This window comes from Mycobacterium sp. URHB0021, assembly GCF_054057895.1.
In genome coordinates this window covers 7,742,427-7,763,562 of the sequence record NZ_JBSRZT010000002.1, presented here as the reverse complement: position 1 = coordinate 7,763,562, position 21,136 = coordinate 7,742,427, and the positions used below count along the sequence as shown (strand labels likewise).

20 protein-coding genes are annotated in these 21,136 nt (G+C 65.9%); 12 read left to right on the top strand and 8 right to left on the bottom strand.

Annotation, left to right across the window (positions count from 1 at the left end; genetic code table 11):
* Nucleotides 1-108 precede the first annotated feature (108 nt).
* The 6 genes from ACVWWN_RS40085 to ACVWWN_RS40060 are packed head-to-tail and all read left to right on the top strand — an operon-like array spanning nucleotide 109 to nucleotide 6,420.
* The gene (locus ACVWWN_RS40085; RefSeq protein ID WP_457148842.1) at nucleotides 109-1,158 is read left to right on the top strand and encodes a substrate-binding domain-containing protein; all 1,050 of its coding nucleotides are present in this window, start codon (nucleotides 109-111) and stop codon (nucleotides 1,156-1,158) included.
* Between the two features lie 5 nt (nucleotides 1,159-1,163).
* Nucleotides 1,164-2,678, top strand: a complete 1,515-nt coding sequence (locus ACVWWN_RS40080) for a sugar ABC transporter ATP-binding protein (protein ID WP_457148841.1) — start codon at nucleotides 1,164-1,166, stop codon at nucleotides 2,676-2,678.
* Nucleotides 2,675-3,745 (top strand): ABC transporter permease, encoded by a 1,071-nt coding sequence (locus tag ACVWWN_RS40075; protein ID WP_457148840.1) that lies wholly within the window; start codon nucleotides 2,675-2,677, stop codon nucleotides 3,743-3,745. Before ACVWWN_RS40080 ends, ACVWWN_RS40075 begins: the two co-directional genes overlap by 4 nt.
* A complete protein-coding gene (locus tag ACVWWN_RS40070; RefSeq protein ID WP_457148839.1) occupies nucleotides 3,742-4,806 on the top strand; it encodes an ABC transporter permease in 1,065 nt (354 codons plus the stop codon). The genes ACVWWN_RS40075 and ACVWWN_RS40070 overlap by 4 nt, the downstream gene beginning before the upstream one ends.
* A complete protein-coding gene (locus ACVWWN_RS40065; RefSeq protein ID WP_457148838.1) occupies nucleotides 4,803-5,804 on the top strand; it encodes a dihydroxyacetone kinase subunit DhaK in 1,002 nt (333 codons plus the stop codon). Before ACVWWN_RS40070 ends, ACVWWN_RS40065 begins: the two co-directional genes overlap by 4 nt.
* Before the next feature lie 4 nt (nucleotides 5,805-5,808).
* A complete protein-coding gene (locus ACVWWN_RS40060) occupies nucleotides 5,809-6,420 on the top strand; it encodes a dihydroxyacetone kinase subunit L (protein ID WP_457148837.1) in 612 nt (203 codons plus the stop codon).
* Here the strand turns inward: ACVWWN_RS40060 and ACVWWN_RS40055 are convergent, their stop codons facing one another.
* The gene (locus ACVWWN_RS40055; protein ID WP_457148836.1) at nucleotides 6,421-7,389 is read right to left on the bottom strand and encodes an acyl-CoA thioesterase; all 969 of its coding nucleotides are present in this window, start codon (nucleotides 7,387-7,389) and stop codon (nucleotides 6,421-6,423) included.
* Between the two features lie 456 nt (nucleotides 7,390-7,845).
* Here ACVWWN_RS40055 and ACVWWN_RS40050 point away from each other — a divergent pair, with 456 nt between their 5' ends.
* The 3 genes from ACVWWN_RS40050 to ACVWWN_RS40040 all read left to right on the top strand — a co-directional run bounded on the left by ACVWWN_RS40050 (nucleotide 7,846) and on the right by ACVWWN_RS40040 (nucleotide 9,696).
* Entirely contained in the window at nucleotides 7,846-8,367 is a 522-nt protein-coding gene (locus ACVWWN_RS40050) for a hypothetical protein (protein WP_457148835.1), read from the top strand.
* 176 nt (nucleotides 8,368-8,543) lie between these two features.
* Nucleotides 8,544-8,843, top strand: a complete 300-nt coding sequence (locus ACVWWN_RS40045; RefSeq protein ID WP_457148834.1) for a DUF1097 domain-containing protein — start codon at nucleotides 8,544-8,546, stop codon at nucleotides 8,841-8,843.
* Between the two features lie 64 nt (nucleotides 8,844-8,907).
* The gene (locus tag ACVWWN_RS40040) at nucleotides 8,908-9,696 is read left to right on the top strand and encodes a methyltransferase domain-containing protein (RefSeq protein ID WP_457148833.1); all 789 of its coding nucleotides are present in this window, start codon (nucleotides 8,908-8,910) and stop codon (nucleotides 9,694-9,696) included.
* 11 nt (nucleotides 9,697-9,707) lie between these two features.
* On the opposite strand, the gene ACVWWN_RS40035 is transcribed toward ACVWWN_RS40040, so the two are convergent.
* The 6 genes from ACVWWN_RS40035 to ACVWWN_RS40010 all read right to left on the bottom strand — a co-directional run bounded on the left by ACVWWN_RS40035 (nucleotide 9,708) and on the right by ACVWWN_RS40010 (nucleotide 16,977).
* Complete coding sequence (locus ACVWWN_RS40035) at nucleotides 9,708-11,387, bottom strand: L-lactate permease (RefSeq protein WP_457148832.1); 1,680 nt, start codon at nucleotides 11,385-11,387, stop codon at nucleotides 9,708-9,710.
* A gap of 167 nt (nucleotides 11,388-11,554) precedes the next feature.
* Complete coding sequence (locus ACVWWN_RS40030) at nucleotides 11,555-12,301, bottom strand: FadR/GntR family transcriptional regulator (RefSeq protein WP_457148831.1); 747 nt, start codon at nucleotides 12,299-12,301, stop codon at nucleotides 11,555-11,557.
* 95 nt (nucleotides 12,302-12,396) lie between these two features.
* Complete coding sequence (locus tag ACVWWN_RS40025; protein WP_457148830.1) at nucleotides 12,397-14,115, bottom strand: methylmalonyl-CoA mutase family protein; 1,719 nt, start codon at nucleotides 14,113-14,115, stop codon at nucleotides 12,397-12,399.
* Nucleotides 14,112-15,107, bottom strand: a complete 996-nt coding sequence (gene meaB, locus ACVWWN_RS40020) for a methylmalonyl Co-A mutase-associated GTPase MeaB (RefSeq protein ID WP_457148829.1) — start codon at nucleotides 15,105-15,107, stop codon at nucleotides 14,112-14,114. Before meaB ends, ACVWWN_RS40025 begins: the two co-directional genes overlap by 4 nt.
* Nucleotides 15,104-16,555, bottom strand: coding sequence for a phenylacetate--CoA ligase family protein (locus ACVWWN_RS40015; protein ID WP_457148828.1), 1,452 nt, complete (start codon nucleotides 16,553-16,555; stop codon nucleotides 15,104-15,106). Before ACVWWN_RS40015 ends, meaB begins: the two co-directional genes overlap by 4 nt.
* A complete protein-coding gene (locus tag ACVWWN_RS40010) occupies nucleotides 16,555-16,977 on the bottom strand; it encodes a cobalamin B12-binding domain-containing protein (RefSeq protein ID WP_457148827.1) in 423 nt (140 codons plus the stop codon). Before ACVWWN_RS40010 ends, ACVWWN_RS40015 begins: the two co-directional genes overlap by 1 nt.
* Nucleotides 16,978-17,187: 210 nt before the next feature.
* On the opposite strand from ACVWWN_RS40010, the gene nicT reads away from it, so the two are divergent.
* Together nicT and ACVWWN_RS40000 are read left to right on the top strand one after the other, a co-directional pair.
* Entirely contained in the window at nucleotides 17,188-18,315 is a 1,128-nt protein-coding gene (gene nicT, locus ACVWWN_RS40005) for a Nickel transporter NicT (RefSeq protein WP_457148826.1), read from the top strand.
* Between the two features lie 21 nt (nucleotides 18,316-18,336).
* Nucleotides 18,337-19,221, top strand: a complete 885-nt coding sequence (locus tag ACVWWN_RS40000; RefSeq protein ID WP_457149460.1) for a LysR family transcriptional regulator ArgP — start codon at nucleotides 18,337-18,339, stop codon at nucleotides 19,219-19,221.
* A gap of 3 nt (nucleotides 19,222-19,224) precedes the next feature.
* Here ACVWWN_RS40000 and ACVWWN_RS39995 read toward each other — a convergent pair whose 3' ends face one another.
* Nucleotides 19,225-20,598 (bottom strand): MFS transporter, encoded by a 1,374-nt coding sequence (locus ACVWWN_RS39995; RefSeq protein WP_457148825.1) that lies wholly within the window; start codon nucleotides 20,596-20,598, stop codon nucleotides 19,225-19,227.
* A 132-nt stretch (nucleotides 20,599-20,730) separates the two neighbouring features.
* Between ACVWWN_RS39995 and ACVWWN_RS39990 the strand changes: the two genes are divergently transcribed.
* Nucleotides 20,731-21,132 (top strand): hypothetical protein, encoded by a 402-nt coding sequence (locus tag ACVWWN_RS39990; RefSeq protein WP_457148824.1) that lies wholly within the window; start codon nucleotides 20,731-20,733, stop codon nucleotides 21,130-21,132.
* Nucleotides 21,133-21,136: the final 4 nt, after the last annotated feature.

Genomic DNA, 21,136 nt, shown 5'->3' with positions numbered 1-21,136 from the left:
TTTCGTGCAGGAGAATGCTTGACTGTGGGGTGGGTCACGTCTACTGTCACGCAAGTCGGGCTGGCGCGTAGGCCCACAAACACGCAGGGCCTCACAAGGGAGTGATGAATGCAGTTCAGGCGGGCGGCGCTTTTTGGCGCGGTGGGGTTGAGCATGACGCTGATCGCGGCCTGCGGCTCGGTCGGCGGAGGAGCCGGCGGCAGCAGCAACGCCCCTGCGGGCGGAACCACCCAGGATCCCAAGGACATGACGATGGTCAACGTCGTCAAGATCAAGGGCATCGCCTGGTTCGACCGGATGGCTATCGGCGATGAGAACTTCGCGAAGCGCACCGGCGTCGACACCCGCCAGGAAGGCGCCGACGACACCAGCCCAGAAAAGCAGATCCAGATCATCCAGGATCTGATTCCTCAGCACCCCACCGCCATCACCGTGGTGCCGAACTCGCCGGAGGCACTCCAGAACGTTCTCGGCCAGGCGCGCGCCCAGGGCATCAAGGTCGTTTCCCACGAGGCCACCGGTATCCAGAACGCCGACATCGACATCGAGGCCTTCGACAACGCCGCCTACGGCAAGCAGATCATGCAGAATCTCGCGCAATGCATGGGTCAGCAGGGCAAATACGTTCAGTTCGTCGGGGGCCTGACCGCCAAGACCCACATGCAGTGGGTCGGCGCCGCCCACGACATGCAGGTCGCCCAGTTCCCGGGCATGACCCGCGTCGAGGATCCGATCGAGAGCACCGACAACGAGCAGGCCGCCTACGAGAAGGCCAAGGAAGTGCTGGCGAAGTACCCGGACATCAAGGGCTTCCAGGGGTCGGCGGGCAACGACGTGCCGGGCATCGCGCGTGCCGTGCAGGAGGCCGGCCTGCAGGACAAGATCTGCGTGATGGGCACGTCGATCCCGTCGGCGGCGTCGAAGTATCTCGCCGACGGCTCGATCGACAAGATCTTCTTCTGGGACCCGGCGCTGGCCGGCGAGGCCCAATTGCAGATCGCCATGATGCTCGCGCAGGGCAAGACCATCGAGGCCGGCACCAATCTGAACATCCCCGGCTATGAGAAGCTGACCAAGCTCGACGGCTACGACAACGTCTACGTCGGCGATGCGGCACTGGAAGCCGACGCCAAGACCATGTCCCAGTACAACTTCTGAGTTCTATGACGGCGCCCAGCGCACCGGACACAGACACGCCGGTGCTCCAGGTACGTGACATCGTGAAGACGTACGGCGGCGTCACCGCCCTGGACGGCGTCTCCTTCGAGCTCTATCCGGGCGAAGTGCACTGCCTCGCAGGCGAAAACGGGTGCGGCAAGTCCACCCTCATCAAAATCATCTCCGGCGCTGAGCGGCCGGACTCGGGTGAGATCATCGTCGACGACGTCGCACATCGTGCGATGAACGCCACGGCAGCGATCACCAGCGGCATACAGGTGATCTACCAGGACTTCTCGCTGTTCGGAAACCTCACCGTCGCCGAGAACATCGCCCTCACCAGCGCCGTCGCCGAACGCCGCAGGCTCTATTCGCCTGCAGGCGCGCAGAAAACGGCGCGGCGGATCGTCGACGAACTGCGCCTGAACCTCGACCTCGACGCCGACGTCGCGGCGCTTCCCGTCGCCGACCGGCAGCTCACCGCCATCTGCCGTGCCGTCGTACATGAAGCCCGCGTCATCATCATGGACGAGCCCACCACCGCACTCACCCACAGCGAGGTCGACCGCCTCTTCGCCCTCGTCGAGACGCTGCGGTCCCGCGGCGTCGGGCTGGTCTTCGTCTCCCACAAGCTCGACGAGGTGCTGCGTGTCGCGCAACGGGTCACGATCCTGCGATCCGGTCGCAAGGTGGTCACCGGGCCTACGTCCGACTTCACCCGGCAGTCGATCAGTGAATCCATGACCGGTCGCGAGATCAGTGAAGACCGTGTCGTCAGCGACCTTCCGGCGGACGCGCCCGTGGTACTCGACGTCGCGGGGCTGACCCGCCCGGGCGCCTTCGACGACGTCAGCTTCTCCGTTCGCCAGGGCGAAATTCTCGGCGTGACAGGCCTACTCGGCTCGGGCCGCACCGAAATCGCCGAGGCCCTGTTCGGCGTCCGTCCCGCGCAGAGCGGCACGGTCACACTGGACGGAAAGCCGGTGAAACTGCAGTCCATCCAGGACGCGATCTCCGCCGGCATCGGCTACGTTCCCGAGGACCGCCTGACGCAGGGCCTGTTCATGGACCGCGCCATCGGCGACAACATCATCGCCGGATCACTCGACCGGTACCGGACACGCTGGGGCACCCTGGACAACGGCAAGACGCGCAAGACCATTCGCACGTTGTTCGACCGCCTGCGCATCAAGGCGCCCCGCGTCGCGGCCCCGGTCCGCTCCCTCTCGGGTGGCAACGCACAACGCGTCGTGCTGGCCAAATGGCTCGCCATCCGGCCCCGGGTACTCATCCTCAACGGACCCACGGTCGGAGTCGACGTCGGCTCGAAGGAAGACATCCTCGAGATCCTGCGCGACGAGGCCGCCGACGGCCGTTCCATCATCATCATCTCCGATGACGTCCCCGAACTGGTCGCGGCCTGCCACCGGGTGCTCGTGGTCCGGCAGGGCCGGATCAGCCACACGCTGGAGAGCGACGACATCAACGTCGACCTCATCCTGGAGAGGATGGCGGCGTGAACAGCCCAGTGAAAGGTAATGAGCCACATCACTTTTCGCTACCCAGTCTCCGGGGCCCGAACAACGAGGGCATCCTCGCGCTGATCCTGCTGGGTCTGATCGTCGTGATGTCGCTGCTCAACCCGGTCTTCTTCTCGGTCTCGACGCTGTTCGCGATCGTTCGCAGCTCGATCGTGCCGCTGATCTTCGCGCTCGGCGTGCTGCTGGTCATCATCTCCGGCGGCATCGACGTCTCTTTCGCCGCGATCGCCATCTTCGCCGGCTACACGACGGTGACGGCATTCTCGTCGGGCGCCTTCGGCACCGGACTGGTCGGGGCGGTGTTGCTCGCCCTGGCGATCGGTGCGGTGCTTGGCCTCATCAACGGCGTCGTCATCGCGCGGTTCCGGCTGCCGACGTTGATCGTGACACTCGGAACGCAGGGGATTTTCAAGGGCGCCCTGCTCACCTTCGTCGGCTCGCGCTTCATCGCCGATCTGCCGAACGCCATCGCCGGTTTGTCGACCACCAACCTGATCTCGGTGGCAACGGCGAGTGGCCGCGCCTACCTGCACGTGATGGTCATTCCGGCCGTCCTGTTGTGCTGCGCGACGGCGTGGATGTTGCACCGCACCATGTTCGGGCGATCGATCTACGCGATCGGCGGCGACGCCGAGGCGGCGCGCCGCGCCGGCTTCCACGTGGTCCGGACACAGATCCTGCTCTACGTCCTGGTCGGCATGACCGCCGCGCTCGGCGGACTGATCTACATCGTCATGGGCCGCAGCGCCAGCCCGCAGGACCTCGTCGGCACCGAACTGGACATCATCGCCGCGGTGGTGCTGGGCGGCGCGTCGATCTTCGGCGGGCGTGGTTCGGTCCTCGGCACGATCCTGGGTGTGCTGCTCGTCCAGGTCATCGGGAACAGCCTGATCCTGGCCGGCGTCCCGAGCGCGTGGCAGCGCGCCGCCGTCGGGACCCTGCTCATCATCGGTGTCGGGGTGCAGGCGGTATCGGCCAAGCGGCGGCGCAAACGCCAGCCGAGCGCCGACGGCCCGGACCTGACGCAGGAGGCCATGACCGTATGACCGGTCTCCGGCAGCTCAACGACGACTTGGGCGCGCGCACATCCGAAATCATCGAACGGCTGCACGTCAGCCGCGGCACCGGCCGCATGCTGGTACTGCTGGTGGTGGCATTTGTGTTCTTCGCGGCGCTGCGGCCCAACATCTTTCTCAGCACGCTGAATTTGCAGAACCTCGCGCTCGCCGCCCCGGAGGTCGGCGTCCTCGCCATCGCGATGATGCTCGCGATGCTGACCGGCGGCATCGACCTGTCGCTGGTCAACATCGCCAACCTGTCGGCGATCACCATGTCGACGTTGTACACGGCGATCCACGGCTCGAACCCCGCGCTCGCCGAACAACTGGTACCCGTCCTCGTGCTCGCCGGGCTGGCCATGGGGCTGGTCGGCGGGGCGATCAACGCCGTGCTCGTCGCCTACGTCGGAATCACCCCGATCCTGGCGACCTTGGGCACCATGCAGATCTACAACGGGATCGCGGTCGTGTGGACCGGGGGACGCACGCTCTACGGCTCGCCCGCCACGCTCACCGGCCTCGGCCAGGCCACGGTGGCCGGAATCCCCATCCTCTTCCTGGTATTCATCCTGGCGGCTGTACTCGTCGCGCTGCTGATCAACCGCACCCCGATCGGCCTGAAGATCCAGCTTGAGGGCTCCAACCCGACGGCGGCCGTGTACTCGGGCATCCGCAGCCGCTCGGTCTTGACCAGCACCTACCTCGTCACCGGACTGCTCGGCGGGCTGGCCGGCGTGCTGTTCATCGCCCGCAATCCCTCCGCGTCGGCCGACTACGGAGCGTCCTATGTGCTGCTCGTCATCGTCATCGCCGTGCTCGGCGGAACAAACCCCACCGGTGGATTCGCGACGGTGCTGGGCGTCGTATTGGCCACTCTCACACTGCAGATCGTTGCCAGCGGCTTCACTGCGCTGCGGCTCTCCGCCTACCAGTACGCCATCGCCCAAGGGGTGATCCTGATCCTGGTCATGATCGCCGACCAGGTCACCTGGCGCCGTCGACGGCAACGAAAACCCAATCGCGTACCAGCATCAGAGGGAAAGACATGAAGAAGATCCTGAACAAGCCGGACAACTTCGTCGACGAGATGGTCGAGGGCATCCTGCTCGCGCACCCGGACCAGCTCAAGACGCCTGGTGAGGACCTGCGCATCATGGTGCGCGCCGACGCGCCCGTCTCCGGGAAGGTCGGAATCATCACCGGTGGCGGTTCCGGACACCTTCCGCTCTTCAAAGGCTACGTGGGCAAAGGGTTGTGCGACGGCGTGGCAATCGGCAATGTGTTCAGCTCGCCGAGCTCGCAGCAGTGTTTCGAGGCGACCGTCGCGGTGAACGGTGGCGCCGGAGTGCTCTACCTGTACGGCAACTACGGGGGTGACGTCTTCAACTTCGATCTCGCCGCCGACCTGGCCGAGCTCGAGGACATTCCGACCCGCACCGTGCTGGGCCGCGACGACGTCGCCAGCCAGCCCAAGGACCGCAAGACCGACCGCCGCGGAGTGGCGGGAATCTTCTTCGCGTACAAGGCCGCCGGGGCCGCGGCCGAGCGGGGCGACGACCTGGAGCGGGTCGCGGCGGTGGCCGAGGACGTGGTAGAGCACACCGCGACGATGGGCATCGGGCTGTCCCCGACCATCCTGCCGACCACCGGAGCCGCGAGCTTCGAACTGGCAGACGGCGAGATGGAGATCGGTATCGGAATCCACGGCGAGCCGGGAATCCACCGCGGTGAACTGGATTCCGCAGACGCCATCGCCGACCGGATCGTCACCGCGTTGGTCGATGACCTCGAACTGGAGTCCGGGGACCGGGTGGCCGCGCTTGTCAACGGGCTGGGAGCCACCCCCCCGGAGGAGCTCTACATCGTTTACCGGCGCGTCCACCAGGTGCTCACCGGCCGCGGTGTCGAGATCGCCAGGAGCTATGTCGGCGAGTACGCCACCAGTCTCGAAATGGCCGGTGCGTCAATCTCTTTGCTTGCACTCAACGACGAGCGACTGGCCCTGCTGAACGCGCCCGCGTCGTCTCCGTTCTTCCGGGAGGTCTGAGCCGGTGAACGCCGAGGAACTGAAGGAACGCATCCGGGGCAGCCTCACCGAATTGGTCAAATTCGCCGACGAGCTTCGTGACCTCGACCAAGCCCTGGGGGACGGGGACCTCGGAATCACCGTCACTCTCGGCGCGGAGGCGGTCATCGACGCAGTGTCGGCGCTGCCCGACTCCGCCACTCCCGCGCAGATTGCGCGCGAATGCGCCAAGGCGTTCGCGAACGCCAACCCGTCGACGATGGCCGCCCTGGTCGCCGGTGGCCTGCTCGCCGGCTCGAAGACCTGGACCGACGTCACCGACATCACCGTCACCGATGCGGCGAGCTTCATCCGCGCCGCCGGTGACAACATCGCACAACGCGGCAAGACCCAACTCGGAGACAAGACGATCCTCGATGCGATCATGCCCGCCGCCGACGCTCTCGACGCCGCGTCGGACGGCACCTCGGGATTGGAGACCGCGATCACCGGGGCCGAACGGGCCGTCATCGACACCACCGGATTACAGTCCCGTCGCGGCCGGGCGTCCTGGCTGCAGGAGCGCAGCATCGGACTGCAGGACCCCGGCGCCACGGCGTTTCTGCGCTTCCTCGAGTCGTGGCGTGCTGCGACCTGATCAGTTGGGTTCCATGAACTGTCGTAATTGAAGCAACTGCCGGGCGCTCTGATCGAGTCGATGGTCTTCGTCCGAATGGGGTTTCCAGAGGGGAACAGCCCTGGCGGCGCCTCGCGCATCGAGCGAAACGACGACCGCCACCGCACATGCCGCAACCTGGGGTTCGCCGACGCCGATGTCGTCGGCGGTGATGTGGATTCGGCAGTGAACGCTGCGCGGTCCGGTGTGCATGATCCGGGCGGTGACCCCGATGACGTCGCCGACACCGACGGGACGGTAGAAGCGAACCCCGGCGAGGTAGGACGCGATGGTGGGTACGGAGGTCCAGTCGGCTCCACATTCGTACGCGGATTCGTCGATCCACCGCATGACCCGGCCGCCGTGAACTCTGCCGCGAGAATCAGCGTCGCCGGACCCGGCGATGAAGCGCACCGTGGCGGGCGTTGGCGGGTGGCTTTCTGCGGCCATCACCCGTTCGATGCGTTTGCACACCGGTATCCGGAGCCGCGCATGGTGATGTCGTTGCATTTGCAGCATGGTGACCGGAGCCCATCGCGGGACATCGACGGGCCGTCCGATGTCGTCTATTGCGACAAAGATGATGGGGCACTGCGCGGTTTGGCCGTTGTCTCCTGCCGGGCCGCTGCTGTCGACGGTGACCAGAAGGTGAATGCTGGTGTGTCCGGTGTGGACCACACTGGCGGTCAGCTGGACGAAATCGCCGACCCCGATGGGCCGGTGCAGATGCAGGTTGCCGACGTAGGTGGTGACGCAGTCGCAACCGCTCCACTGTGCGGCGGCGGCGTGGGCGGCATCGTCGATCCATTCGAGTAGTCGGCCACCGCCGACGTAGCCGACGGTGCCGACGTCGGCAGGTGCGACGTGGAAGCGGCGGATCAGCTGGTTTCGGCCGATGGTCGATGAATCTCGGCGAGATCCTTCGTAGGTTGCCGATTGTGTCGACTGCATCTGAAGGACCTCCTCTCCTGTGTAGGTCACCTCATGGTGGAGAGCACCCTCGGCCAACGGAAGAGAAGCGGTTCGATCGCGGCATTTCCTTGCACGATCCGCAGACTTGCGTAACTGCGCGCGGGCGAAACTGCGGGTTGTGTAAGGAAACGGCCCGGCCACCCGAGTCTCCTTGTCTGCCCCGCGGCGCCCTCGCAGGATGAACGGCATCGACCGGGGAGGTTGTCATGCAGATGACGTGGCGCGACTTTCTGTTCGTGCAGCCCAAAAAGTTCGGAGCACTGAACGCGATTCCGATGACGTCTGGGCGGCCGGTGCACCGGAGTCCGGGGACTCAGGAGATCACCACACCGTCGCATGGATTGTCATCGCGTCAGCGGACGAAAGCTACGGCGGATGCGGAGCTTGCGGCGGCCGCGGCGGTTAGCGAAACCCGTCGCCGGGAGGAGGCCGAAAATGATCGCAATGCATTGCCGACGTGGCACCGGCTTCGAACGGTCAAGCGCGGTGGCAGAACTCGAACTCCCGCCGGCCGTTTTCAAGACGTGTCCGTGGCAGCCTCGTGAACTCATCGAGATGGGGCTGCGGCAGTGGCTCCGCTGCTGTGCCGCGGCGCTACGGGACGACCGGATGATCGGGATGCCGTCACATGCGGTGGACGAGTCGTGGCACGGCCTGATCCTTTGCACCGCGCGGTATCAGACATTTTGCGCCAGGGCCTATGGAAAGTTCATGCACCACCACCCTGTCGGAGGTGCACCCGCCGGCAGCCCGGCGGCCACCGAGCCGATGGAAGAACAGCTCCGCAGAACCGTTGTCGCGTGGTCGCTGGTCGCGATGCCGGGCGAACAGTGCGTGCTGTGGGATCTCGACCGTCGCGCCGGGGTGGACGAGCCATGGGGCGTCGGCCAGGCCCGGATCGAGGCCATCCAGGCTGATATCACCGGATTGCTCTCGAACGCGGGAGTCCCGCGCTGAGCGGATGTCCTGTTTTGCGCACAATTTGTCCTGGTCTGCTGCCAGCCGCAAGTGTGGTGTTACTCCGGGGAAACACGCAAGGCCGATCGTGGGACGCAGGTGGCGACATGTGATATCGCCTGCGCGGCAATCCGTTTCGTCGGAGCAAGAGCGGGGAGGTGTGAAGGTGTGATCGGTTGGATGCAAGATCGGCCCCGACGATCAGTATCGGGGTACTTGGTGGGGTCGCGGTCGCGTTCACCGCGGCCGTGGTGACTGTTCCGATCTGGGTGGTGTTCCTGGCGTGGGCGTCGTTCTTCTTTGTCGGTGGTGGGCCGATGGGTTGGGTCCGGTCGGTGGCATCCAATCTGGTCGGCGTGGTCATCGCCTCGGCGAGTTTGGGTGCCTCCTTCGGACTGGTATCGGAGTACCTGGCGGAGTTCTTCACCCGCGGCGCGGGGGTCGAACCCGATACGAAAGGGACAGCGCCAGTGTGAGACTGCAGAAGCTGGCGATTTCACAGACGCGAATGAATATCGCTGTGTCATGGTTGTAGGTGTTATGGCAATCTTGGAATTTGACGAGGCAGGGGCTGCCCGGATCGACAAGTCGTATGCGAAGCGAGACGTCGTGGCGCAGCGGGCGTTCGTGATGGAGTTGTTGGCGCTGCAGCCGGGCGAGCGTGTGCTCGACATCGGATCCGGACCCGGTTACCTGATTTCCGAGATGGGTGCGGCCGTCGGACCTGGCGGCGCGGTGCACGGCCTGGATGCCAGTGCGGCCATGAACTCGATCGCCGGCCGACGCTGCGCCGACAAAGCCTGGGTGCAGATTGACGAGGGCGATGCGCTCGAACTGCCCTACGCCGACGGCACCTTCGATGTCGCCGTCTCGACCCAGGTCTACGAGTACGTGGCGGACATGCCGCGTGCACTGGGCGAAGTGCACCGTGTGTTGCGGCCGGGTGGACGGATCCTTGTCCTCGACACCGACTGGGACTCGTTGGTGTGGCACACCGCCGACCGGGACTTGCACCGACGTGTCGCCGCAGCCTGGGACGAACACCTCGTGCATCCGCACCTACCGAAAGTGCTTGCCGGACTGATGCGCAGCGCCGGATTCACCGTGACCGCTCAACGGGTGCACGTGCTCTTCAATACCGAACTGGACGACGATGCGTTCAGCGCCAACACGATGCATGGGATCGCCGAGTACGTGCCAGGACGCCACGGCCTGACCGAGGCTGACGCCGCAGCCTGGCTGGCGGACCTGAAAGCCCGCAGCGACGCTGGTGAGTACTTCTTCAGCCTGAACCGCTACGTGGTGATCGCCACCGCTCAGCCGGCGTAGCTCGGTTTCGCTTACGGCACCATCCAGTCCAGCACGGGCGTGGACTGCAGCCACGCGATGAGGCACATCATCGGCAGCAGGATGGCGGTGGCCCACAACACCTTTCGGAACAATTCGCCCTCGCGGCCGGACAAACCGACCGCGGCCGCACCCACCGCGAGGTTCTGGGGGCTGATCATCTTGCCCAGCACGCCACCGCTGGTGTTCGCGGAGGCGAGCAGCACGTCGCTCATGCCGGTTTGGTGCGCGGCGGTGACCTGCAACACGCCGAAGAGCGAATTGGACGACGTATCCGAACCTGTCACTGCCGTGCCGAACCAGCCCAAGATCGGCGACAGAACCGCAAACCAGGCACCGGCGCCGGCCAGGAAGACCCCCATCGTGACGGTCTGCCCGGAGGCGTTCATCACGTAGGCCATCGCCAGCACACTGGCGACGGTGACGGCGGCGAATCGCACTTGAACCAGCGTGGCTCCGTAGGTGCGTGCGGCGACGGGAAGTGAGAGGTTCAGGAGCAGGGCCGTCAGGATGCCGGCGATCAGCAGCACGGTCCCGCCGTTGATCAGCCAATCGAATTTGTACGTGGCGAGGGTCAGCGGCTTGCCGTCCGCACTCGTCACATGCAACCCGGGCCACTTGATCATCATCGTGGTCTTGTTGAGAACGTCCTTGACCGGCGGGATCGAGATGGTGCTGAAGAGCGCGATGATGATGATGTACGGGGAGAACGCACGCAGTCGTTGCGATGCGGTGTCCTGACGGGCATCGAGTTCCTGGGCCAGCATGGTCGACCCGGCCCTCGACGTGCCCGGCCCGGCCGGTGTCGCCGCCGAACCGCCACTGTCGTCAACGGTGTCGGCAGGTGCCTGCCCGCTCGTCCGCCATTTCGGTACGACGATCAGGAAACCCAGGATCGCGAGCGTGGCGACCAGTCCGGCCGCGATGTCGGCAAGCTCGACCGGGCCGAAGTTGGCCATCAGGAACTGGGTGCAGGCGAAGCTCAGGCCGCCGACCATGGCCACGGGCCAGACCTCACGCAATCCGCGGCGGCCGTCGAGGATGACGAGCAGAAGGAACGGCACGACGATCGCCAGCAACGGAACCTGTCGGCCGGTCATCTGGCTGAGGTCACGGATGGGCAATCCGCTGACGGCCGACAGGGTGATGATCGGAAGGGCGACGGCGCCGTAGGCGACCGGGGCGGTGTTCGCGACCAGGGCAGCGGTCGCGGCCTTGAGCGGGCTCAGGCCGATGGCAACGAGAAGCACGGAGCAGATGGCCACCGGCGCGCCGAATCCGGCCAGCGCCTCCAGGACGGCGCCGAAGCAGAACGCGATGATCAGTCCCTGGATCCGCTGGTCGGTGCTGACCGCCACGAACGACCGCTTGATCACGTCGAACGCGCCGGATTTCACCGTCATGTTGTGGATCCAGATCGCGTTCACGACGATCCACATCGCTGGGAACAGGCCGAACGCCGCGCCCTCCAGGGCCGAGAGTCCGGCTTGGTCGGCGGGCATCCGGTACACGACCAGGGCCACCGCCAAGGCCAGCGCCAATCCGATCACCGAGGCCATCCAGGCCTTCAGCTTCAGGCCGCCCAGCAGGACAAACAGCACCAGAAGCGGCAAGGCCGCGAGCAGAGCGGAGAGCCACACGCTGCCGACCGGCGCCACTTGCTGTTGGTACATAGCGGTCTCCATGACGGTCGGGTCGGACGGATCTTACTATGGTCCTACCACAACTGTGGTTAACGCCACAAGACGGACCGACAAGTTGGGTGCGCCACAGACGGCACGAGCGTCACGCCGCGTCGATGTCGACGCCGAGCGTCACGCTGGGTGACAGCAGGGAAGGGTCAGCCGGCCCATTTCAGGTCGCTGAACCCGAGCGCACGGTAGAAGCCGGTGATGTGTCTGGTCACCAGCTCGGCGGCTCGGTCACCGTCACCTGCGGCGATTGCGTCGACGATGGCGGCGTGCTCGTCGGTCAGCGTCCGCATCGTGCTGACGGGGTCCTCGAGGCTCTCGAACGCGGTCACCATGGCCTGGCGCAGCGCCTCCCGCAGAGCCGCCATCAGCACGGCCGCCAGGGCGTTGTCGGATGCTCGCACGATCCGGACGTGGAACGCGGCGTCGAGGTCGTTGTAGGCCGCGGTGGTGTGGACGCCGCGCATCCCGTCCACAAGTGAGCGCAGGTCGGCGATGTCTTCACTGCCGGCGGTGCCGGCCGCTTTGCGCGCCGCCAAGCGTTCGATCAACAGCCGGACCTCGACCAGATCGTCCTGGGTGAAGGACGCCAGCTGCAGGTGGATCCGCAGCACCATGGCCATCCCGGCGATGCTGTCCTTGACGATCATGGAGCCCGATGACGGCCCGGAGCCGGTGCCCGCCTCGACGACCCCGATCGCCTCGAGAATGCGTAGGGCTTCACGGACCGCGCCACGGCTGACCCCGAGCGCTTCGGCAAATTGCCGTTCGGGGGGCAGGCGATCGCCCGCCTTGAGGCTCCCCGCTATCAGGCGGCTCTCGATCTCTGCGACGACCTGCTCATGCGTGCGCATGCGCGGTAGTGGCTTCCACTCGGGCTGAGTTGGCTCCGACACGCTCGCACCTCTCTTCCCGCGAAGATCCTGAGGTCCTCGATGGTACTGACCACTGCCTGGTTTACCCGGCCAATGGTCGGTACAGCGACGCGGCGTCAGAACACCGGCGTCTCTTGATAGCTACCGAACACCTCCCGTAGAGCACCGGTGATCTCACCCATCGACAGATGCGCACGCACCGCCTCGATGGTCGCGGGCATCAGATTGGCGTTCTCGTCGCGGGCCACGGCCAGGAGTTTGTCGAGCGCGGCCTGTGCGCGCTGCGGATCCCGTCCCGAGCGCACCTGCTTGAGCCGTCGGATCTGGCGCGCCTCGGACTCCGGGTCGAGTTTGTGTACCTCGATCTTCTGATCCTCTTGAGCGTCGACGTACTTGTTGACGCCGATCACCGGCCGGTCCCCACTCGCCTTGCGCCTGGCGTACTCGTAGGCGGTATCCGAGATCTCCTTTTGGAAGAAGCCCTGCTCGATTGCCGCGACGACGCCACCCATCGCCTCGACCTTGTCGATGTAGGCCTGGATACCCTTCTCGATCTCGTCGGTCAGGGCCTCGACGTAGTAGGAACCGCCCAGCGGGTCGATCACGTTGGGGACGTTGGTCTCGTCGGCGATGACCTGCTGCGTGCGCAGCGCAAGCTTCATCGCCATCTCACTCGGGATGGTGTAGGCCTCATCGAGTCCGTTCGTATGGATCGACTGCGCACCACCCAGGACGGCCGAGAGCGCCTGCAGCGCAGTGCGGACGATGTTCACCATCGGCTGCGGCTTGGTGAGTGTCGCCGCTGCGGTCTGAGCGTGGAAGCGCAACCGCATGGAGTTCGCCTTCTTCGCCCCGAAGTGCTCCTTCATCATCTTGGCGTAGTAGCGCCGCACGGCCCGGAACTTGGCCACCTCCTCGAAGAGGTCCGCCTGGGAGACGAAGAAGAACGAAAGTCGCGAGGCGAACGTGTCGACATCGATGCCCGCCGCGACCACGTCCTCGACGTAGGCCTTGGTGATCGCCATCGTGAAGGCGACCTCCTGGACGGCGTTGGCGCCCGCCTCGCTGATGTGGTAGCCGCTGATGTTGACCGGGTTGTAGCGGGCCATGTGCTCGGCGCCGTAGGCGATGCAGTCCCGGACGATGCGCATGCTCGGCCGGACGGGGAAGATCCATTCTTTCTGTGCGACATACTCTTTCAGAATGTCGTTCTGGATGGTGCCGGACAGCTTGTTCAGGTCGTAACCGCGGTCCTCGGCGACGGCGATGTACATGGCGAGCAGGATCCACGCCGACGGGTTGATCGTCATCGACACCGAGATATTCTCCAGGTCGATGTTGTCGAACAGGGCCGCCATGTCGGGCAGTACATCGACCGCCACCCCTTCACGACCGACCTCGCCCAGGCTCATTGCATCGTCACTGTCGAGTCCCATGAGCGTGGGCATGTCGAAGTCCACCGAAAGTCCGGTCTGCCCTTGGGCGATCAGGTACTGGAACCGTTTGTTGGTCTCCTCGGCCTGCCCGAAACCGGCGATCTGTCGCATGGTCCACTTCCGACCCCGGTACATCGTCGGGTACGGGCCGCGGGTGTAGGGATAGCGGCCGGGAAGGCCGATCTCGTCCCAGCTCTCGGGAAGATCCTGAGGACCGTAGACCCGTTTCACCGGCATTCCGGAGCCGGTGAGGTAGCTCTCCTTCGACTCTGGGGCGCGGCTGATGAACTCGGCGAGCTCACGGTGCTCCCACTCGTCGAGGTCGGCTTCGGCGCGTTTGGCCAACGCGTCGGAGGCGAGGCGCAGTTCCTCCGGCGTCACCGTGTTGTCGTCGGTCATGGTCTTCCTTCTCCATCGATTTCGGTCGGGTCCACGGCCATGGCTGTCAACAGCCGAGCGGCGGCGTGACGGGGTTCCTCCTCACGGGCGATCAGCGCTTCGACGGCAGCGTCGAAGCCATGCTGGCCGGACCGGAGCCGGTCTGCCATGAGTGCCTCTGCGGCCCAACGGATCCGGGTTGCCGCGTTGCGCCGCTCCACCTCGCGAAGGGCACCGTGGTCCGTCATCCAGCTTCGGTGCTTCGCCGTCTCGTCAAGGAGGTCCGAAACTCCCTCGCCGGTGGTGGCCGTGGCCTTCAGAATGGGCACATTCCATTGACCCGCCTTCCGATGGGCCAGTCGAAGCGATTCGCGCAGTTCCTTGACGGTGAGGTCGGCGCCCGGGCGGTCGGCCTTGTTCACCAGGTGGATGTCGGCGATCTCGATGAGTCCCGCCTTGATCGCCTGGATATCGTCACCGAGACCGGGAACGCTGACGACCAGCACGGTGTGCGCAACACTGATCACGTCGACCTCGGCTTGGCCGACGCCGACGGTCTCGAGGATGACGACATCGAAACCGGCGGCGTCGAGCAGGACGATGCCGTCGAGCACCGCGCGCGACAGACCGCCGGTGGCGCCACGAGACGCCATCGAACGAATGTAAATATCTTTTCTGCCTGCGAGTTCGGTCATGCGGATGCGGTCGCCGAGAATCGCGCCGCCGGAGTAGGCGCTGGACGGATCGACCGCCAGAATCGCCACCTTGGCACCACGAGCGACGTACTCCTTCGCGATCTGGGTGACCAGGGTGCTCTTGCCGCTGCCGGCGGGTCCCGTGATGCCCAGGACGTGGGCGCGGCCGCTGTCCTTCCAGATCTCCGCGAGCAGCTCCGCCGCTGCGTCCGAACGACTCTCGACCAGCGACAGACCGCGCGCGAGGGAGACCTGTGAGCCCGCGCGGATCCGATCGGCGAGCGCGACGACCGGAGTTGCGGTAGCTGCGTTGCTCATGATGGCGAGGCCCGCCGGAACGACTCGAAGAGTTTGCGGTCATCGATTACCCGACGTGCCTTGAATTCGGTGCGGTCGAACGTGGCCGGCGGCATCGTCACGACCTTGGCGCCGACTCCGAGCACCGTGCGCAGGTCCTCGCTCATCCGTTTGACCCACACGTCTTCTGCCACGGTCGTCCGCTGGGGGTCGAACTCGACCTGCACGTGCAATTCGTCCATCGCGGCATCGCGCGTGATCACGATGCGGTGTTCGCCGCCATAGCCTTCGGTGCTCATCACCACGTCGTCGATCGCATTCGGATGGACGTTCTCGCCGCGGATCTGGAACATGTCGTCGATCCGGCCGTAGATGCCCTTCGGCAGGAAGGGATAGGTTCGCCCGCGCGCCGGGTCGGGGGCCTCCCAGCTGGTGAGATCGTTGGACAGCAGGCGGATCATCGGCTGCGACGTGCGCTCCAGGGTCGTGTAGACCGGGGTGCCCTCGCCACCGAAGGGGACGCGCCGCATGGTCTGCGGATCGCAGACTTCGGTGTAAACCAGGTCCTGCCAAGCGAATACGCCGGGTTCATTACTGCTGGCGCCAAGATGCATCCACGGCGCGACTTCGCCCATGCTGCCCGAGTCGTAGACCTCGGCGCCGAACGCGTCGATGATGCGCTGCCGGATCGCTGGCACGCTGGCACCGGGCTCGCCGGAGAAGAACATCTTGCGCAGCCCCAGGCCTCGGGGATCGATGTCGTGCGCGACGGCCACCTCGGCGAGTCGCAGCGCGTAGGAGGGCGTGCCGTAGAACACCGTCGTCGACATCTGACGCATCCATTGCAGCGTCCGGAGACTCTGCCCGGCGAACCCGGCGCCGAACGGGAACACCGCGGCGCCAAGCCGTTCGGCGCCGATGTAGGCGCCCCATGATCCCCAGTACTGCGTCAGCGGTGAACCGACGAGGACCACGTCGTGCGGGCGGATCCCCATGCCCCACATGACCCGGGCATGCGCATTGGCGACCGCTGCCCAGTCGCGCTGGCTGATCCCGAATGCGGTCGGGCGCCCCGTCGTGCCCGACGTGCCCTTGATGTGGGTGACGTCGATGGGGTCGATGCACAGGTAGCTGCCGTAGGGCTCGTGCTCGGCCTGGTCCGCGCGAAGCTCTTCTTTCCTGACCACCGGAACCGCCTCGAAAACTTCGAGTGAGGTGATGTCGCCGGGTGTGAGACCGGCCTCGGACCACTTCCGGCGGTAGAACGGCGAGCGCTCCCACGCGTAACTCATCAGCTGCCGGATGCGCTCCAGGATTGCCTCGTCGCGCTGTGCGGGATACATCGTCTCCCGCACGGGGAACCAGTACGGCTGCTCCGGCGCCGGGCGGAAGTCCGGGTCGTAGCGCGGGGGCCAGCTCCACGACTCCATGCAGAGGCCTTCCCCGTCGCTTCGCTCGCCAGGAGCCATCAGGAACTCGCCTCCAGCGGGGCGCAGGCCTTGACGGTCTCGACGATCGTCTCCGGGGTGGTGTCCTGGCCGAGGACGGCGGCGACCCCCATCTTCTGAAGTTCGACCTCGTCCTCGTCGGGCATCACGCCGCCGGCCACGATCGTGAAGCGCGGCCGCTCCTCCATCTCATCGAGGATCTCGAAGATCTTGGTGAAGATCGGCATGTGTGCACCGGACAGCAGGCTCACGCCGAGGACGTCGACATCTTCCTGGGTGGCTGCCTCGATGACCTGGTCGGGGCTCCGGTGCAGGCCGGTGTAGATGACCTCCATCCCGGCGTCACGCAGGGTACGGGCGACCACCTTGACCCCGCGGTCGTGGCCGTCGAGCCCGATCTTGGCGAGCATGACTCGGATGGGTAGCGACGACGGCTCTGCCATGAGGGTACCTGACTCTGGGACGACCAAACTGTGGTTCTACCATAGAACCGCCACGTGACCCGCGCAACATTCCGACTGAGAGCACGCGGCGCTAGTCCCTCGCGCTCCCAGCGCTGTCCCAGCGGAGGCGGCTAGCGTCCGGGCGGTCTGTGGTGAACCGTGCGGAATCCGCCAGGACGGGGGCGCGAGATCTCCGAGGAGGGCGTAGTCATGGCGAGGCGAGGACAGGCTTCCACCACCGCCGGCGCGTTCGGCCGCCTGACCGGGGCTTGGAACCGCCGCGACTGGGCAGAGTTCGCGACTCTCGGTGCCGCGATCGCGCTGCTGCATGCGGTGGGCTTCGGAGCGTTGTTCATCCTCGTCGCCCCGAACCACTATCACATCGGCGCACACGTGTTCGGCGTGGGACTCGGAGTGACTGCCTACACCTTCGGGCTGCGGCACGCCTTCGACGCCGACCACATCGCCGCGATCGACAACACCACCCGAAAACTGGCCGCCGACGGCAAGAGGCCGAAATCGATCGGCTTCTGGTTCGCCATCGGCCATTCGACAATGGTCCTGGTACTGGCGGTCCTGGTCGTCGCCGCGGCGCGGGCGGCCAGCGTCATGGTCGACGACGACTCGCCCGTGCGGCACAGCCTTGGCATCACAGGCACGCTTGCGTCGGGCGGATTCCTCTATCTGATCGCTGTCATCAATGTCATTGCCCTGCTGGGCGTTTGGCGCGCCCTGCGGGCGATGCGCCTGGGCGCCTTTGATGAACGGGCGCTCAAAGGCCACCTCGACGGCCATGGCTTACTGACGCGCATCCTGCGACCGATCATGAAGCGGATCACCCGCCCTGAGCAGATGTTCGGGGTCGGGCTGATGTTCGGTCTCGGCTTCGATACCGCCAGCGAGGTCGCCCTTCTCATGCTCGCCGGCACCGGAGCGGTCGCCGGTCTGCCGTGGTACGCGGTGCTCACCCTGCCGGTGCTGTTCGGCGCCGGCATGAGCGTGATGGACACCGTCGACGGCCTTTTCATGACGATCGCCTACGACTGGGCGTTCGCCAACCCGGTCCGCAAGATCTTCTACAACCTGACCATCACGGGATTGTCGGTCGCGGTAGCGCTCATCATCGGGACCATCGAGTTGGTGACGGTGGTGCACGACGATCTGGGCTGGGCCGACCCCGTCACCGACTGGATAAGCGCGGTCAACCTCAACAACTTCGGCTTCGTGATCGTCGCGCTGTTCGTCCTGACATGGGCCTGTGCGATCGCCTACTGGCGACTCAGTCACGCCGAGGAGCGCTGGTTCGCCACCACTCCGGCGAGAGATCAGCTCACCTGATTCTTCCGCGGCCGGATTAGCATCACTAATGTGCAGATCGACGGTCAGCAACTCGCCGCGTTCGCCGCGGTGATCGAGCGGGGCTCGTTCGACGCGGCGGCGGCATGCTTGCACGTCACACCGTCCGCGGTCAGCCAGCGCATCAAGGCCCTGGAGCAGCGCGTCGGTCGGGTCCTGGTGGTGCGGGACAAACCCTGTACGGCAACGGCGGCGGGAGTGCCGCTGCTGCGGCTGGCCGCGCAGACCGCACTGCTCGAGGCCGAGGCGCTCACCGATATGGGGGCCGGCGACGGGTCGCTGCCCCGGATCGCGTTGGCGGTCAACGCCGATTCCATGTCGACGTGGTTCACCGGGGTGTTCGCTGTGTTGGACGATGTGCTGTTCGACGTCCGGATCGAGGATCAGGACCATTCGGCGCGGCTACTGCGCGAGGGGGTGGTGATGGGCGCGGTCACCACCGAACGCACCCCGGTGCCGGGTTGCCGGGCCCGGCCGCTGGGCGTCATGCGGTATGTGCCGATCGGCAGCGCGGAATACGTCGCGCGGTACTTTCCGGACGGCTTCACTGGGCAGGCGGTCGAGCAGGCGCCGTCGATGGCGTGGAATCGCGACGACGCCTTGCAGGACATGTTGGTGCGGAAAGTTTTTCGTCGGTCCATCGCCAGGCGGGTCCACTATGTGGCGACGGCGGAGGGGTTCGGCGCCGGGGTGCGCGCCGGTCACGGGTGGGGCATGTTTCCCGAGAGTCTGGCTGCGCCCGCGCTGGCCGACGGTTCCGTCGTCCGGGTCTGCGATGCGCACCTCGACGTGCCGCTGTTCTGGCAATGCTGGAAGCTGGACAGCCCGATCGTCGAACGCGTCACGGATGCGATCCGTTTGGCGGCCGCGGACCTGGCGCGCCGATGATTCTCACGAAATGTGTTGAACCTCTTCCAGGATGAGGCCTGTGCTGCGCGGGCCGAGTAAACCGACGTCGATGCAGAGCAACACGATGAGCACCGCCGAACCGGAGAACACGGCCACTGGACCGAAGGCCGCGAGCGCAGGCACCGCCACGAATGGCAGCACGGTCGAGGTGGCGCGCGACAGTGAGTACGCGATGCCGCTGGCCGTGGTTCGGATCGCCGTCGGGAAGATCTCGGCCTGGTAGATGTGAAACGCATTGGAGAAGACGTTGGAGACGGCGGTCAGCAGGAACCCGGCGACAACGATCAGCACGACGTTGTCCGCCGCCGCGAACACGATGCCGCACAAGGCGATTCCCAGCGCCGAGCCGATGATGAGGAACTTGCGCTCGAACCGTTCCACCATCGGGATCGAGACGAGCGAACCGATCGGGTAGCCGGCGAAGGTCAGGGCCGCATAGCCAAGCGATTCGGTGACCTCAAAACCCTTGTGCACCAGAACAAGCGGTGCAAGTGTGCCGAAGCCGTAGTAGGCGATCGTCTGGAGGACCTGAAAGATCACCAGCATCACGCTGCGCGGACGATAGTCCCGGAAGGCAATCCGCAACACCTCGGCAACACTGGGCGCCTCATCGCTCGAATCGGCCGGACTGGCGCGGATTTCCGGCACCGGGGTGTCCGGAGCCGCCTTGGCCACCACCGATGCGACGACCTCGCGAGCCTCGGCGGCGCGACCCCGGCTTTCCAGCCAGCGCGGTGACTCGGGCAGCAGCATCCGCACGGCCAGCACGAACACCGCGCCCAGCCCGCCGAACACCAACAGCCACCGCCACCCGTCGATGCCGAGCATCTGGTGACGCGCGACCAGTTTGCCGCCGAGCAGCGCGGCAAGCGGCACCCCGATGAATCCGATCGTGTACGCGCACGCCGTCATCCGGCCGCGTACCCGGGCCGGGACGAACTCGGCGAGGTAGGTGTCGACGAGCACCAGCTCCGCGCCGAGCCCGATGCCGGCCAGGAAGCGCAGGATCAGGAACGTTTCCACATTCGGTGAGAAGGCGGCGGCCAGCGAGAACAGCGAGTACACCAGCAGGTTGATGATGAATATCCGGCGCCGCCCCAGCCGGTCGGCGGCGATCGAGAGCAGGTTGGCGCCGACGAACATGCCGGCGAAACCGGCCGAGATCACCATCGCCTTACCGACGTTTCCCAGTCCGAACTCGCCGGCCAGCACCGGCGCCAGCACGCCGCCGAGGAACACCTCGTAGAGGTCGAAGAACGAGCCGAGACCCACCAGCACGACCAGTCGCCAGTGCCAGCGGTTGACCGGAAGCGATTCCAGCACAGTCGACGCGCTCACCGGTGCTACATCTACCATGATGCCTCCTTGCCTCGCATGCGTCGCCGTGCTCCCGACGGGCCAGGGTAGCGCTGCTGACTGACTGGTTGTGCCACTGCCGGCACAGGAACACAATGGAGGTCAGCGGCTCGGCACGGAGGAGGGCAACCGATGCTGCTCGTCATCGTGATCGGCATTGCCGCCATCGCATTCCTGGCACTGGTCATCGCCATCACCTCCGGCAGCCTGGCCTTCGCGTGGTGCACCATCGGGGTCAGCACCGCGGGACTGCTGCTTCTGCTCGTCAACGAGATGCGCCGGCAGAAGACCGATGACGCCGAACACGATGGCGACGAGCCGCAGTCACGGCCGGCGCCCGATGATGAGTCCACCGATGAGTCCCTCGATGAGGAGCCCAGCGTGGCAGCGGAGTTCGTGCGCAACGAGCAGGCGCTGCATCCGGACATCTGGCCGCCCGAACATCCCGTGCGCGACATCACGCGCCGCGGCGATCAGAGTGCACCGCGACCTGTGCACGAGGGAGAGGCGCCGCGTCCCGATATTTGGCCGTGATCGC

What these genes read in the sequence shown, in the direction of transcription:
- meaB (WP_457148829.1), bottom strand. Translation starts at nt 15,107, where the DNA reads ATGAGCAACGCAGCTACCGCAACTCCGGTCGTCGCGCTCGCCGATCGG.
- ACVWWN_RS40085 (WP_457148842.1), top strand. Translation starts at nt 109, where the DNA reads ATGCAGTTCAGGCGGGCGGCGCTTTTTGGCGCGGTGGGGTTGAGCATG.
- ACVWWN_RS40040 (WP_457148833.1), top strand. Translation starts at nt 8,908, where the DNA reads ATGGCAATCTTGGAATTTGACGAGGCAGGGGCTGCCCGGATCGACAAG.
- ACVWWN_RS40035 (WP_457148832.1), bottom strand. Translation starts at nt 11,387, where the DNA reads ATGTACCAACAGCAAGTGGCGCCGGTCGGCAGCGTGTGGCTCTCCGCT.
- ACVWWN_RS40070 (WP_457148839.1), top strand. Translation starts at nt 3,742, where the DNA reads ATGACCGGTCTCCGGCAGCTCAACGACGACTTGGGCGCGCGCACATCC.
- ACVWWN_RS39995 (WP_457148825.1), bottom strand. Translation starts at nt 20,598, where the DNA reads ATGGTAGATGTAGCACCGGTGAGCGCGTCGACTGTGCTGGAATCGCTT.
- ACVWWN_RS40010 (WP_457148827.1), bottom strand. Translation starts at nt 16,977, where the DNA reads ATGGCAGAGCCGTCGTCGCTACCCATCCGAGTCATGCTCGCCAAGATC.
- ACVWWN_RS39990 (WP_457148824.1), top strand. Translation starts at nt 20,731, where the DNA reads ATGCTGCTCGTCATCGTGATCGGCATTGCCGCCATCGCATTCCTGGCA.
- ACVWWN_RS40015 (WP_457148828.1), bottom strand. Translation starts at nt 16,555, where the DNA reads ATGGCTCCTGGCGAGCGAAGCGACGGGGAAGGCCTCTGCATGGAGTCG.
- nicT (WP_457148826.1), top strand. Translation starts at nt 17,188, where the DNA reads ATGGCGAGGCGAGGACAGGCTTCCACCACCGCCGGCGCGTTCGGCCGC.
- ACVWWN_RS40065 (WP_457148838.1), top strand. Translation starts at nt 4,803, where the DNA reads ATGAAGAAGATCCTGAACAAGCCGGACAACTTCGTCGACGAGATGGTC.
- ACVWWN_RS40080 (WP_457148841.1), top strand. Translation starts at nt 1,164, where the DNA reads ATGACGGCGCCCAGCGCACCGGACACAGACACGCCGGTGCTCCAGGTA.
- ACVWWN_RS40050 (WP_457148835.1), top strand. Translation starts at nt 7,846, where the DNA reads ATGATCGCAATGCATTGCCGACGTGGCACCGGCTTCGAACGGTCAAGC.
- ACVWWN_RS40025 (WP_457148830.1), bottom strand. Translation starts at nt 14,115, where the DNA reads ATGACCGACGACAACACGGTGACGCCGGAGGAACTGCGCCTCGCCTCC.
- ACVWWN_RS40055 (WP_457148836.1), bottom strand. Translation starts at nt 7,389, where the DNA reads ATGCAGTCGACACAATCGGCAACCTACGAAGGATCTCGCCGAGATTCA.